Below are 14,516 nucleotides of genomic sequence, written 5' to 3' on the forward strand. Positions count from 1 at the left end.
TACATCAGATGGCGAAAAAACGATGGCTGCGGATGCCTGAGCTGGATCGGTGCGCCTGAAAAACAGGTTTCAGGTTAAAAATACGGCGAAGATAGTATTTTCACATCAAAGCCCACGCAGATCAGCAGCAGCAATGGAGTAGGCGGTGCTACTTTTCATGGTCAGGCGCTCTCAAAAGAAGCGATTCAATCTCCTAACCATGAACCCATCTTAAGCGGCTTGCCACAGGACTATCCGCTTCTCAGAGTCAGAGAACATGCACGATAAGATCATCGGATGGGATCTCACAATCAACCCCTACCAACTAGCACAAAGCTTGCGTCACGACCGGATCAAAAGGTCTAAATTATCCGAGTCGATTCAAAATATTATGTCAGGTAACTTCATAAATACAGTGCGTTACCTGACAGTTTAAAATGAAACAATACTCAGTGCATCATACTTCAATTGCCTCAGGCAGTTTCTCGCCATAAGCTTTCAGCCACACTCGGTGCCCATTCAGGCACATAAGCAGTATGGGCTTGCAGGCAAATCCAGTTTTTCCCCTGGTAACTGACCTTTTTACCTGTTGGATAGTATGTGCCCAGCTTCCATTCCGTATACAGGCTACCACCGTTATCTTCACTCGCGGATGTTGTCACAGAAAGCACATTAGATGGAACTGAAAGTTGTCCCTGAGTATCAAAAGCGACAACGAAATAACGGTAAACCGTTTCAGCCTTTAAGGAAGAGTCATCATAGCTTAGTTGCGCAACACTCGTACGAGCGATTTCATTACCATCACGGTAAATGATATACCCGGCCAGCATACTATTGCTTGTAGCCCCCCCCCACATCAACTTCACAGTATCAACGGTAATCCCCATACTGTGCAAATGTGATGGTTGCGTTGGTGGCGTGCCAGGGATAATCACTTCGCTAGTCCTGACAGCAATCGCTTGACTCGGTGCGGATTCGGTCCCCTCATCATTAAGTGTGCTCACGGCATAACTGTAAGCGGTGTTTTCGCTCAAACCGCTGTCGGTGAAGGTTAGTTCTGTAACTTGACCAACGGGGTTGCCATCGCGGTATAGACGGTAGGCGAAAGCCTGAGTCACAGAAGCATTCCATGTCAGGGTGATACTACTGGCCGTAACGCTATTCGCTCGCAAACCATCCGGCGCAACTGGGTCAACGTCACTGCCGTTATTGTTATCGCTGAAATCCAGATCAATGACGTGGTAAAAAGCATTACCGGTATTCGCCACTTCCCAAACGGCCAGCAGAACGTGGTAACCTGAGCGCTGTGGCAACATCACATTATGTTCAGTAGGCTGTGGTGGAGTCAGCGTGGCACCATGACTCCAATATGGTTGCTCAGTCAACTCCACTTTATAAAATGGCTGATCCTCAAACTGCGCGCGACTCAGTGGCAGATTTGGATTCCAATCTTTTCGGGTGATAAAATAATTCCAGCGACGGGTTGAATGGGGAGCAGAATAATACCAGGAGATTTTTAACATCTCGGCAGACACCACGTTATGTTTTGGCCAATGTGTACCTGCATCATCCAGAAAATTACCGTTCCCCTGATTCGCACTAGCAATTTTACCATCTGGCGGCGGCAAAAAGTTTGTCACGTCGCTTAGAGCGACGATGTCTGTCAAGCCACTGTCCAGAGCAGGGAAAAACTTGCCGCATTCGCGTTGATTCAACATCCCTGTATCGATTTTACCTTCCTGCCATGCAATATAGGCGCGTGAAGCCGGAGAAAAAACATGGCCATGACGGAGCTGTGAGCCAGATTTTCGAGTACTGATTTTATCTGAAGAACATTTGTTCACGGTTATTTTTCCTTTACGGTTATTATCAATGACAGCTGAACGCCACAGAGAAGTAGCCACATTCGGTGCCCAGTAACTATTTGAGTCATGAACCATCAGACATCTCCACACCGCAGAGTCCCAGTGAACCATGTCGTCGTCATAATAACGCTTACCGGTGGTCCATTGAGGATACTCTGGCTCTGGTTCTGTACCGTCACCAGCAAGATATCCATAGCGGTTAATAAACTCCCAGGCATAAGTCTCGCCACTATTGCTGAAGCCAGCATCCCAGTTAATTGACCAGGTCATCAAGCCGAGAATATCCTGGCCCGCCGCTTTCAGTCTCTCCAATGCATTATAAACATTCTGCGGTTCAATAACGTACCCTGTAGCTGCTGCATCATTATTGGATGGTAGACCTATAATAAATTTATCATGCGGTATTTTTATAAACCCACGAGTACCAGTGACCAGACTCTCGGTCAGATAGTAAAGAAAATCTTCTTTCAATACATCATTATTCTGTTCAATCTTACCTATACCATCCACATGAACACTGGCACCATCCTGATTATAAAACTGAGGGGCGATATAATCGTAATAACCTTCCAGACTTTCAATGTAGGTATTATACTCACGCCCTCGCGCAAGATGATGAAACTCCGGCGCCATGCCAATAATAAAGTTTTTATTCAAACTTCGAAAATGGTCCTTAACTATTTTTAGTGCTGAAGGAATAACAGTTTGATTGTTAGCAGCAGTAATGGCAGCCTGCTCAAGGTCAATATCCAACCCATCAAAATCGTACTGCTCAGTCAACGCAATGATACGGTTTGCCAGCGAAATTTCATCCCCACTGCGTAGTTCAATATGAGCATCTGCGCCACCAAGGGAAATAAGCACTTTACGCCCCTGAAGATGAACCAGATCGACCTGGCGGCGGAATTCAGATGCAGTACCTTTATACGGTTTAAAATCAGGGATGTGGTCGTTGTTATCCAGTATTTTCATAAAAGCAACGACAATAACGTTATAATTCACGGGAACTTCTGATAAGCGCATTTCAGTAAAACGCCCTTGTTTATAACCCTGACCTGGCTCCGGCGACCAATTATGCCAGAAACCCATCACAATCTTACCTTTACCACTTAGTAATTCAGGTATTTTTATAGACATAACCGCTCCACTTTCGTTGTTAGATAATTGACCGACATTGATAACGTCTCCACTTTACAATCACACTTTCATACATAAGTGAAATATTTAGACCTAACGGAATAATTTATTAATACGCACAGGTTTAATGCTTAGCATCCTGAATGAAATTCAGTCATTCAAAGAAGGCACTCCGAATATTACATTTTTCAACCAGGAAGCCGCCCAATCTTACTCAGTTCACGGCGTAGCGCCCTTTGAATATGCTCAACAGTCACGCAAGGCGATTCAGCAGCCAACCACGAGGCCAACAAAGCAATGTTGCGAATATTGGCCCCTGTTAGCGCCGTTTGCGCAAGTTGTTCATAGTCGACATCGTCCGCGACTTGTATACCAGGCGGCCAAGCGCTCTGCCACATTCTTTTACGCAACGCGGTATCAGGGTAAGAGAACCGTACGATAAAGGTAAAGCGCCGGGAAAAGGCATCATCCAGATGCGAACGGTGGTTGGTTGCCAGCACTACCAGGCCTGGATGGCTTTCAAGCCTCTGTAATAAATAAGCGATTTCGATATTTGCATGACGATCTTTGGCATCTTTGGTTTCACTACGCTTACCAAACAACGCATCAGCCTCATCAAAAAACAACACGCCAGCATCCTGCGCGGCCAGATCAAAAATTTGGGCCAGGTTTTTCTCAGTTTCACCAATGTATTTATTGACTACCGTGGATAAATCCACACGGATAAGATCAACGCCTAACTGATTAGCCAGCACCTCTGCGAGCAGTGTTTTACCGGTTCCAGGATCGCCGTGAAAAAGTGCGCTAATCCCCGTTGCACGCCCCAGTTTACGAGAGAACCCTTGCTCCAAGATACGATCACGCTGACGAATAGCGCAGAGAATTTCATCCATCTGCTCCTGCAGCCCATCATCGATAATCACATCATTCATTGTCCGGGTCGGAGAGAAGCGCTGCGCCAGGTGTGTGAAGTTTTTCCTGGCCCGCCGTAATAGCGCCTGCTGCATATCGACCATTTCTATTTGCTGACTTCCGCGCTGACGTCGCAGTACCGACGCATCCAGCACCGCTGCGGATATTTCGACCTGTGATAATGCCACTCGTTGTACCAATGCCGGAAAATCCAGCCCCGCATGAGGATGAGACTGAAGCTCCCATTGCATTTGCGCCATCCGTTTATCGGCCGCTGGCAGTGTGACAGGCAGCACCCAACGGGAAAGAGATGGCAGTGGCGTTGCTGAACTTGACGAAGAAACCAGAACACATACAGGCAGTAGATAATCTTTCAACAAAGGGAGAAGACACTCCCAGGAAGATGGTGAGCGTTCTTCGCCACGATGGTCATCGATTTCCGGTAGCACCAGTAGTGCAGAATGGAGTTTTGCCGCACCGACAACCTGGCGGAGTAACAAGGTACGATCTTTGGTGACATTCAATACCGCAGGGTTCAGCAGCAGCGCCCGCATACTCATTTGCTGTGCGATGGTGGCTGCGGCCAGTTGACCGGACATTCCCGCAACGACACGTAGCTCAAGTAACGGAGGAAAATGTGCCCGCTCCCGATACCAGCAATCAATTAACGGCGTGGTATCCAACTCCAGTTCACCACGCGGTAACAACCACTCCAACTGGTCATGTAATGTTTCAGGTAACGTATCGGAACCCAACAAATAGTGATAGACCATATCGCTGGTTTGATAGGCCCGGTTTCCATTTCGTTCCGGAAACACCTCAAGTAAGCCATATCGTATTAATGGTGCAGTGGGCAGTAAACAAGCCCGATGAATATTACGTATCAGTTGCCCAGGGCAAAACAACCGCAGCGCAAAACTCAGTCCTGGCCGTTCATGTCGCCCTGATTGCAATAGGTTAAATACACTACCACAGCGGGGGGATAGACGGTATAAACATCCTAATATCAGTACGGCCAATTCAAAATATGATAAGTCAAACTGTCGCCAGAGATATGCAATACGACTATCTGGACTGAAGGTAAACTCGGGGATATTTGCAGTCCAGTTTGCATCATCTGGTTCCCATATGGTCGCCAGCGGGGTTTCCTCATTGGGCTCCGGCGTAAAAGAGCCCTCAAATTCACCAGTATCCTGAAAGCGATAACACGCCTGCTGCAATATATCCTCAACCTGCACTACCGCGGTGAGAAAGTCAGATAAAGATCCGTTATTGGTAATAGTGCTATCATCAGAGTCAGAGGCTATTTTCACCATTAAGAATTACTCCGTTTTTATACGTTCAATAAGGTTGTGACGCTATCATTCAGCCAGATTGTGCTGCATGGGTAAACGGACATCAGGAATGGTGTTAATGGTGTGGATCACCTGTTGTACAGTAATAGCACGCGAGCATTCAAACTGGCGGGATTGACCTGACAGGCGTAGGCACCACAAATAATTTGTATTATCAAATTCATAGCGGTTGTCATTCCAGCAGCGGTTACAGACGTGATAATTAATTACCCGATAAGAGGTATAAAACTCACTACCCAGATGACTAAAACCACTGATCATGACGACCGGTGTTCCACTGGTCCAGGAAAGCCAGGAAAGCACACTGGACAACCCGACAAAGAATTGCGCATGTTGCAGCCAGCGCATACGTTCGCTGAGTGGACGTTCTCCCGTCTGATCTTGGGCGCCATAGGGGATATAATGATTAATCACCCCGTCTCCCGCCACTTTGTCCCGATCGATGCAAATAACGCGATAACCCCAGGACTTGAGCCAAGCGACCAACTCCAGCCAGCCGGAGGGATTATTCCAGAATTTGCAATGCGCAGCGCTTTGTGCCCCGATGCAGAGATACGGCTCATTGATCGGGCGGCTGTTGTTTGATAACGCGTAGCGGGCTGGAACTTCGCTCGCTTCCAGGCCCAGCAACGCAGCAGCAAAATGGTGTAGCGCCACCTGTTGATAATCTACCGTGGCATAGTTCATCTCACCGTTACGGATAGCGGCATTGAGATAATAGGTTGCGTAATACACTTCCTCATCTTGTTCTTCAGAGGTAATAAAATATATTTGTAGGTAGCTGGAAGCGAACAGTTCGATAAATTGTGCCGGCATGCGACAGGTGATGTTACACCCATGGCGCTGTTGGAAACGCCCCACAGCGGGAAACCAGGCAAGGACCTCTCCTAATGCTCCCCCTGCAATTTTTACCAGTACGTTGCGCTGCGCCAGCACTAAACGGTGGCTGAATACTTCACGCCCCTGATGATAAAGATAAAAAGCATAGTGTACGTAGTACTTCTTGTTATTCTCGACCACGCCTTCGGCCATCGATGCTTCGCCAAAAATATGTCCGGTTACTTCCTCAACCACTTTAATCTGCCAGTCGCCAGGCGGTAAATGGATGCGACAACCGTGATTAAAATCGAACCAGCCCCCCTCAGGCCCGGCCTGCGTCGGTCTGTCGGGTGGCATGATGTAATGCGCCAAGGTTAGCTCAGATTGCACAATATCCGGGGCGGAAATATCATCGTTCTCTGCGAAATTAACACTTGTAGGTAGAGCCACCATCATGCGTTTAACCTCTGATTTATTTTGGTAACCTTGCTATTTTTCACAAGCGATGAGCAGCTATTTTGTACCGGGAGCAAGCAAAGAATGTGTGACCTGCATGACTTGATACACTTTGCCATTCAATGGAAATTTTTTACTCCTCCACCCGTCAACACAGTCTTCGATGGCATTTTTTGTCTCGCTGAACGTCACACCAACAACGGCCACGGTGACCTGTTCAGTCGATTCTTCCCCTTTGCCCAGTGTTGCACTTTGCCGAATATCAATGACGACCTTCTTCAGCGCCAAATTGGCTTGTTTACCCAGGCGCTGACGCAACTCATCAAACAAATACGCCTCCAACGCGGCCAAACCGTCCCCGCTAAACTGCACTAGCTGGTTTTCTATTGATTGCACCGCTGGGGCAGTAACCTCTTTTTCACCAGGATGCTGGATGTTCACCGGCAGCGTCACGGCAAAATTGATAATTGCGCGCGGTTTATTGCCTAACGCCTGCCAAAAATTACCCAGACTGTTCAGGGCTTCCGGCTCGATTACCCTGACCATATAATCTTTAAAGTCATGGTGGTTACGCATGCACAGCAATGCCTTGAGCATATCCGTCAAACGTAATACGGTCGGGCTGTTGGTCTGCGCCCCTGGAGCATCCGAACTACAGCTTGTCAGGCCATCCCAATAGGTGACCAGATACAGACAGCGAACATAAGCAGATTCGGCAGCAAAGCTCCCGCTAGCCGGATTATAATTACGCTGGGTACTATGGCGAATGCTTAAGTCCTCATGGATCAAATACATAAACAGATGTAGTGTGGGGGAGGTTGGCGGATGTTCCGGATCCGGTTCATCAAAACGCAGCTCAATATCAGTTATATGCTGTTTGACATGTGTTCTAATCCGTTCATTAAGTTTGGCGATATCCGATAACTCCTCAAACATACGGTTGTTTGCAGACATAACTCACCTTATTCAGCAGTTTAAAAACAGGATAGTCGGGTAGTTGCCACACGACTTCCAACGGTTCTGGCAACCAGGGGAATGTAAGCTGCTTCAACGGCCATGGTAGCCTAGATAGCATAATATCGCTGGCAATGTGCTTCGACGGTCAGGTACCAGCCCTTCCGACCTTCTTACATTACGTCTGGCCGTTGTAGAAAAAGCGCTCTCATCTCATCCGGCCCGCACTGCTGCAACCCGGGTATCTGCATGTTAAGATATTCAGCCAAGGAGTCAGGAACGGCTGCAGGGGAGCGTTCTCCGGGAATGAAACCTCCAATCGGGCGGGCTGCGGCCAGTTGCACAGCCATTTATTCACGATACATTTGCCAATGAACGGTTGGTACGCAGCTCGGTCAGAGAATGAGCCGAAGCGCCGCCATCTTCTTAACACTGACATATATCCTCCGGCAAGACTAAAGGGTTATAAAAAATACTCAGTGACAGGTAACGCTAAGACGATCGGCGTTAAGCGTTATTTGTTTCACCGCAGCCTCATTACTCGATGCATCCAGGTTTGACCCGGAACTCCCCCGTTGGGAATGCGTTAACCACATTCCAGGTGACATACAACACCTTGCAAGACTCGTCAGTTAAACTAATAAAAATATCTTTTTTACCTTCGGTCTTACCGAACTAGTTGTATAACCATTAATATAATTTACATTGCCCCATAAAAATGGCTTGTGACAAAGTTATTGATGGAGGGTGGCTGCGAGTAACAAAGTGGATAACCCCATACCATCGCGGTATTCACCGACTTCAACCCCCCTCCCCCACTGAACTGCAGAAAGTAATATCCCCACCGATATTCACAACAAATAAGAATACAGAAACAGGATAGTTAGATGCAATGAAACCTGCTTCATCTGACATAATAAACCTCATCATCGTTGATAAAAGCAACACGAACACGATGATGGCGTTTATTATTTTCCAATCCCAAACACAGATTGTACCCATTGATGAAGCAACCCATTAAAAAAAAACAAAAAAAAGCCTTATTCATCAACAAAAAACCCAAGTCACTCGGAAAACATCTTGTCTTTCATTATGTCTGAGCATTACCCTACTTACTCAAGTATGATATGACTTTTAGAATTTACAACGCTACCGCCCTCAGGAATAATATCTCCATAAATCACAATGAAATCATAACCATGGTTAGTTAAGTTCAATTTTCAGTATGCATAGTCAATCATGCGTTCCAATGCATTGGATATAACTAATAGTATACAAAGTTCACTAATACAAGGTGCCCACCAAGAAACATAGCAACGTGAACCGAACAGCCACCCTCACATAGTAAGCACGATAATAATACCAACCCAGAGGAACAACGATATTGCAAACTCTCGATAAAAAACTTGATCAGCGCACCTAGCAGTTCATCGCCATCAGACTGAAGCTCTTACAGTCATCATCTAAGGGTAGTAGTTATATATTCTTACGGAAGCCACTTTCTCCAGAAAAAATTTATCCGCCCATGCACCAACACCACGGAAAATGGATTTTTTGCATTTTCTATGCTACACATTTCATGAGCAATAAAACGGTTAAAATCTACGTACGCCATTCATAAATACGGAGCAAACCCTATGAGTATTGACAGTACCCCATCCCTTTTCAGTAATTATATTACTGGTGATAGTAATGATTTTCTTCACGGCGAAAAATGGAAACTATCCGAGGAAGAAAAAATGATAAAAATTAACGGTCTAGAAAAAAACAAAAACAAGGAATACATCAGTCAACATTTGGATGAGCTTGAAATATTAGCAATAAACTATAACCACAAAGGTAGAGAGATAGGTAATTTACTAAATAATTATTTTCTTTACCAGATTTTAGATAAAACAAATGAAATTAAATACGAGCTTAAAAACAAGGTTCATATAGGACTTGCCTTTCTTCCACGCTATCTCTATCTCCTAACAGAGATATTAAAAAAGATATCAGAATATGATAATAAAGAAAACACTGATTCTATAAAAAATAACTTCCTGGGCTTTGTAGAAGAGTATTTATTACAATGCGTTGAAAAACTTAGTTATTACCGGCGAAGTCTGATAGTGCGTCGCATGGCGGGCCCCCGACTAGAGTTCAGTTATATTTACGATGAATATTACGAGCGCTCACTGACCGAGTGGGTTGAGCTCACTGATGAGACAGCAGAACAGCTCTCTGCGGCGCAAGATTTATTGACAGGCGAAATTGTTAGCTCGTTCATTCTAACACTAGAGTTAGATAAACTGGAACAGCTTATCATTACAATAAAGGGGGATTGTCAGTGCAATGACAATATCTTATTGCAAAATGACAATCAACTCAATGATGATAAGAGAACACAATACTTAAAACGTGCGCATTCTATTATTTTGCCGGAAATAAGTGAGCACCACTGCAAATCTTTGATTGCACATATTAATGAGCGAGCATCCAAGATAAACGCTCCAGTCGGGGTTAAATATCACTCCCGTCAATTAGTTACAGACTTTTTAAAAATAAGGCTAGAGAAAAACCTTTCTCCAGTAATTAAAAAATTGTTAGGGCGTACGCTAATAGGGACTATCTCGCCATTTTTTATGATCATTTTCGATATTATTTTCCCTTCTAACTCCCCAGGAATGGAAGAGATTAAAGCTGAAATTGATAAACGAATTTCTGCCGCATTGGATAAATATGAATTTGAGCAAATGAAGAAAAAGTTCGACGCGCTGCTTGATGCTTATTTATTTAGGATGGAAACGGTTAAAAACAACAATAAATCGGTTGCAGAGCAAGAACAATGGGACTTGGGTCGGCCTGAGGACTGGGAACCCATTATTTTTATGTGCATGGAAATAAAAAACTACTTTTACAACAACATAAAATTTAAAAACGACTATGAAGCAGCTCAGTTAATATCCGACTTTAATAGCATATATTTTTTGCTGCTTAATTTTAGGTTGCAATGTTTTAACGATGGTGATGATATCACAACGACCATTGAATATATGAAGGAAATGCTCAACGGTTGGTATAACCATCTACAAAACCTTATTTCAGTCGGTTTCTTTGATATACATGCCTCAAATGATATTTTATTACATAAAGTTAACCCTTTAACGGGGCAGTGGAATACTGTTGATGGCTATCAGGCTCCGGATACATTCACTCGCCAGCTCTCTGGTTACGACAGATGGGATCGAATTCGCTGGACACACGATATGATCAGAGAGCGTATTCGCCTTTATCTTTTGCTGAATACACAAGTTATAAATTTATGTGCAGAGCATCACTCACTGGTAACTAATTTCAATAAAATTTTCAATATGTCTCTGGTTTCAGCAGAAAACTTGGCGTTACCATTTATTGAAAGAAATTACGTGGATAAAATGCAAGAACATCTGAGTAAATCGCCTTATTCAGATGGTGGAGGCTGGTCTGGTCTTACGCTACCTGCATTCAGTACAAATTATAATTCCTCTCTTAAAAAACAATTTAGCACTGATGACTGTTTTGTTTGGATCTACACCCGCCAGGGAGAAAGAAAATTACTAAGTCTTGGGGATTATAACAACTTAAACGATTTTACCGATCCTCAAAACCCGCTTCCTATGGATATACACAAAATCTATGTTCCTCGGGGTTTTCGAGTGATTTTCTACTCAGAACCTAGCTTTGGTGAACGAGAGAAGTCTGAAGGTAAGGAGATTGAATACCATGGACGCTCTTGGTATTTACCCGAAACTCAGGGAGATAATACAAAGTTTTACTGGGAATACACCTCCCCTCAGCTAGTGCAAAGCATGAAGATTCGCCTCGACCCAAGAACTTGGTTTGCTGGAATTAAGAAACAGACGGTTGGCAGAATTTCTTACCTTACATGGTACGAACCAAAGCCTGGTTTTTGGACCACAGGTGATATTGAATTACCACCGAAACCATGATAGCTAACCAACCTGTTTTTCAGGGTTCATTTCATATTGGAGTGAGCCCTTTTTTGATATTCCTCCTCTCGACTTGGGTGGAGTTGAACTTGTTTCACTCCCCCGGTGCCTACATTGCTCAGATTGCCCGTGAAAACGGCGTCAACGACAATGTCATCGTCAAATGGCTACGACTCTGGCAGAACGGTAGCTCGCCTGCGGCGGGAGCTAAGACTCAGACAGAAAAGCGTTTTTTCAGCTGCCGTAGCCCGTTATAATTCCGTGCATGTATCTTCCAAGACCCGCAAAACGCCTCTTCCAAATTGAGGATGGCTGGGCCAGTTACTCGCCAAAAACGGCAATTCCATCCCTGAATGGACCCAGCTGATCATCGAGCGCATGCTCGCCTGCGGCACACCCGCCATGGGCTCCCGTCGATACTGCTGCGCCTCACCCCATTGCACCCACACAAAATACATTTGCCACAGTTGTAAAGGTAAGGGCTGCAGCGCCTGTGGTATGAAAGCCACCGAGCAGTGGATTGCCGAACAGCAGCACATTCTGCCCGACTGCGAATGGCAGCACGTTACCTTCACCATGCCTGACAAACTCTGGCCCCGCCTTCGCCAACAACTGGCCGCTGCTCAACCGGCTATTTTCCTGCGCGGCCAACACCCGCATATTCACCTGTCCGTGACCCATGTCGGATTGTGTCTTAAACACGGCACCTGGCGGCCGATTTACTTCAAAAAGAAGGTCGTTGAAGCTTACTGGCGCCAGGCCGTCATCAAACTGTTGCGGGAGAGCTACGCGGAGATGGACTTGTCCGCCGCCGGCTATGAGCATATTCGTGACTATCGGGAATGGTGCCAGTTTCTTGAGGTCCAGTTCCAGCGACGCTGGAAAATTCACTTTGCGAAAAAGACAAAACACACCAGGCAAAACGCCAACTATCTGGGCCGTTACCTGAAGCGCCCGCCGATGGCAGCCTCAGCGCTGCGGCATTACACCGGCGGCGCGGTTGTTCATCACTATTATGACCGCCGCATGCAGCGACACGGAAGGCAGGTGCTGAGCCAGGAAGAAATGTTGCTGCGCTACATCAGCCATATTCCCTCACGCTATTTTAAAATGGTCCGGTATTACGGCTTCCTGTCCAACCGTAAACGAGGCGATTTATTGCCAAAGATCTATGCGGCTCTGCAGATGCCGGTGAAGACAAAGCCGGCTAAACCGGGCTATGCCTCGTTAATGAAACAATTCACGAATGTGGATCCATACCAGTGCGTGCTGTGCGGTAGTCGGATGGTATTTTCGAGTGCAGAAGCGGGTGTTCGTGCAAAGGAATTACTGGCCCAACGCCATCATCGGCTGGAAAAAGAACAATGACTATTGGCAGCATAAGGAGAGGTCTGCCTGGGATTCGCATTTGCGACGAAAGATGACTATTTTCCAGTCAATGGTCAACCAATCAGTGTCTTTGTAAGTGAGCAAATATAATAATCAACCATATAATCAATATTTGAAAGTTAATAATTCCCGATTGAGATTCCTAACCATCAAGCCGGCCTAGATCGCTGTTTCTAGAGTCCATCCATAAAACAAACATTTCAAAATTTACTATTGAAATACGTTTAAATACTCCCGGTAATTGTGGCACATTTGCCGTATTGTCTGTAAAATTTACTGGGAATCTTCCGCTGTTATAAAAACTCCTTAACTCCACCTCACTGGCCGTGTTTTTGAAACTTAACAGGAAATCTTTTGCCTGTACCATTTCAGCTTTGCTAATGTGATTCCCTTTCCCGAAACAACTATCTTGAATAATATCATTTTGTTTTCCGTCAATATGAGACATGCTGTTAAGCGCACCATCTATGTGCATTATAGTATTAGCAAGAAAAGCTCTTGATTTATTAGCATAGGTATACGCCCCGTTTAAATAGTTTTCTAAGTTTTCACGCTGTATATCATATAGGTTGCGACGGAATGCCATTGGTTCAGTTGTCTTGGTTCCCATAAACAAAACAAACTGGTCAAATCTCTGTATTGCTATGCGGCGAAGTACCTTTGGTATACTTTCAGGTAGCGGCTCCTTAAGTTGCCCCTTACGATACAAATGTTGCAACTGCGCTGGAGTGGCATTATCCTTGTAACCAGATAAAAAATCTTTTATCTGGTTGAATTCTGCTTTAGTAATGTAATTACCTCTGCCGAAAAAGAACTCTTGAATTATTTCAAGGTCGTAATTCATATCCGGGTCATCAAACACTTCACCGACAGCCCCAGCGACGTCTGTGGTATCCTGAAGTAAAGTCTTGCATGCCTGTGCATCAACACTTACATCGTCCCCGGCCCCCTCAGGAGTTAATCCCGAGCCGGGAGAGGCTAGTGGTCCCAGAATACCCGCGGCAGCACTACCTGCGAAAACAAAGCTGGCTTGAAGGTTTTGTCTTACCAGTTCAATAATTGTCCTACCCATGGCATTTGCAGGAGGGAGTGTCTGCGTATGATCTTGATTTTTAAATTGCCTGGAGTATATCTGTGTGAAGTTAGTGGCCTGAACATCGTGTTTACCCACTACTTGCTGAACGATAGAGCTGCCATTTTTTTCAGGTAAAGGGTGTGGCAGAGCTCTCTGACCAGCATGGGGGCCGGGTGGTTTGGGACGAGGAGCAGATATTATTTTTTTATTTGCCAATCTTAAACTTCGATATTTTTTCACTGCGTCATTGAGTTTACCGATGACAACGCCATCTGAAATAACACCTCCCACGAGAAAGACAGTATCCCACATTGCTTCGCTTCGTAATTCTTCGCCTCTGCTTGGGATGTCTGACACCTCCGCCTGTACGACCTTGGCACCCACGTAGGCGATTTCAATACCCAGTGCAATCGCAAAGCCGAGTGGCCCACCAATAGTTGCACTCACAGCCTTCAGCGGGCCAACCACTATATTCGCCATCCGCATGATATTATCAAGTATTTTCTCTGTATCCCCCCATGTCAGGGTAGTTGTCGCCTCCAACTGAAAAATCATCAGGGGGTTGGAGACGATATTTATGAAGACCTATTCACCCGAGCGTAAA

The 14,516-nt window shown here is 45.4% G+C and carries 7 protein-coding genes and 2 pseudogenes; 4 read left to right on the forward strand and 5 right to left on the reverse strand.

The genetic code is table 11. The features are described from left to right. Window positions 1–203: 203 nt before the first annotated feature. Window positions 204–301, forward strand: a pseudogene (locus M2407_RS26355) (IS1 family transposase); the annotation flags it as partial. A 151-nt stretch (window positions 302–452) separates the two neighbouring features. Here the strand turns inward: M2407_RS26355 and M2407_RS25820 are convergent. From M2407_RS25820 to M2407_RS25835, 4 genes are all read right to left on the reverse strand, one after another. Continuing rightward, a complete protein-coding gene (locus tag M2407_RS25820; RefSeq protein WP_259220212.1) occupies window positions 453–2,981 on the reverse strand; it encodes a lytic polysaccharide monooxygenase in 2,529 nt (842 codons plus the stop codon). Window positions 2,982–3,169: 188 nt separating this feature from the next. Further along, a complete protein-coding gene (locus M2407_RS25825) occupies window positions 3,170–5,209 on the reverse strand; it encodes an ATP-binding protein (protein WP_259220214.1) in 2,040 nt (679 codons plus the stop codon). A 45-nt stretch (window positions 5,210–5,254) separates the two neighbouring features. Next, on the reverse strand, window positions 5,255–6,523 hold the full coding sequence (locus M2407_RS25830) for an autotransporter strand-loop-strand O-heptosyltransferase (protein WP_259220215.1): 1,269 nt from the start codon (window positions 6,521–6,523) through the stop codon (window positions 5,255–5,257). A gap of 57 nt (window positions 6,524–6,580) precedes the next feature. Next, the gene (locus M2407_RS25835; protein WP_259220216.1) at window positions 6,581–7,477 is read right to left on the reverse strand and encodes a DUF4255 domain-containing protein; all 897 of its coding nucleotides are present in this window, start codon (window positions 7,475–7,477) and stop codon (window positions 6,581–6,583) included. A 1,637-nt stretch (window positions 7,478–9,114) separates the two neighbouring features. Here M2407_RS25835 and M2407_RS25840 point away from each other — a divergent pair. From M2407_RS25840 to M2407_RS25850, 3 genes and pseudogenes are all read left to right on the forward strand, one after another. After that, window positions 9,115–11,448 (forward strand): hypothetical protein, encoded by a 2,334-nt coding sequence (locus tag M2407_RS25840; RefSeq protein ID WP_259220217.1) that lies wholly within the window; start codon window positions 9,115–9,117, stop codon window positions 11,446–11,448. Window positions 11,449–11,537: 89 nt separating this feature from the next. After that, window positions 11,538–11,705, forward strand: coding sequence for a transposase (locus M2407_RS25845; protein WP_259220218.1), 168 nt, complete (start codon window positions 11,538–11,540; stop codon window positions 11,703–11,705). An 8-nt stretch (window positions 11,706–11,713) separates the two neighbouring features. Continuing rightward, window positions 11,714–12,816, forward strand: a pseudogene (locus M2407_RS25850) (transposase). A gap of 163 nt (window positions 12,817–12,979) precedes the next feature. On the opposite strand, the gene M2407_RS25855 reads toward M2407_RS25850, so the two are convergent. Next, window positions 12,980–14,455 carry a hypothetical protein gene (locus M2407_RS25855; RefSeq protein WP_259220220.1) on the reverse strand — a complete coding sequence of 492 codons (1,476 nt, stop codon included), beginning with the start codon at window positions 14,453–14,455 and terminating at the stop codon, window positions 12,980–12,982. Window positions 14,456–14,516 lie beyond the last annotated feature (61 nt).

The organism is Serratia sp. BIGb0234 (assembly GCF_024809915.1).
In the GTDB taxonomy this organism is placed as follows: Bacteria; Pseudomonadota; Gammaproteobacteria; order Enterobacterales; family Enterobacteriaceae; genus Serratia; species Serratia liquefaciens.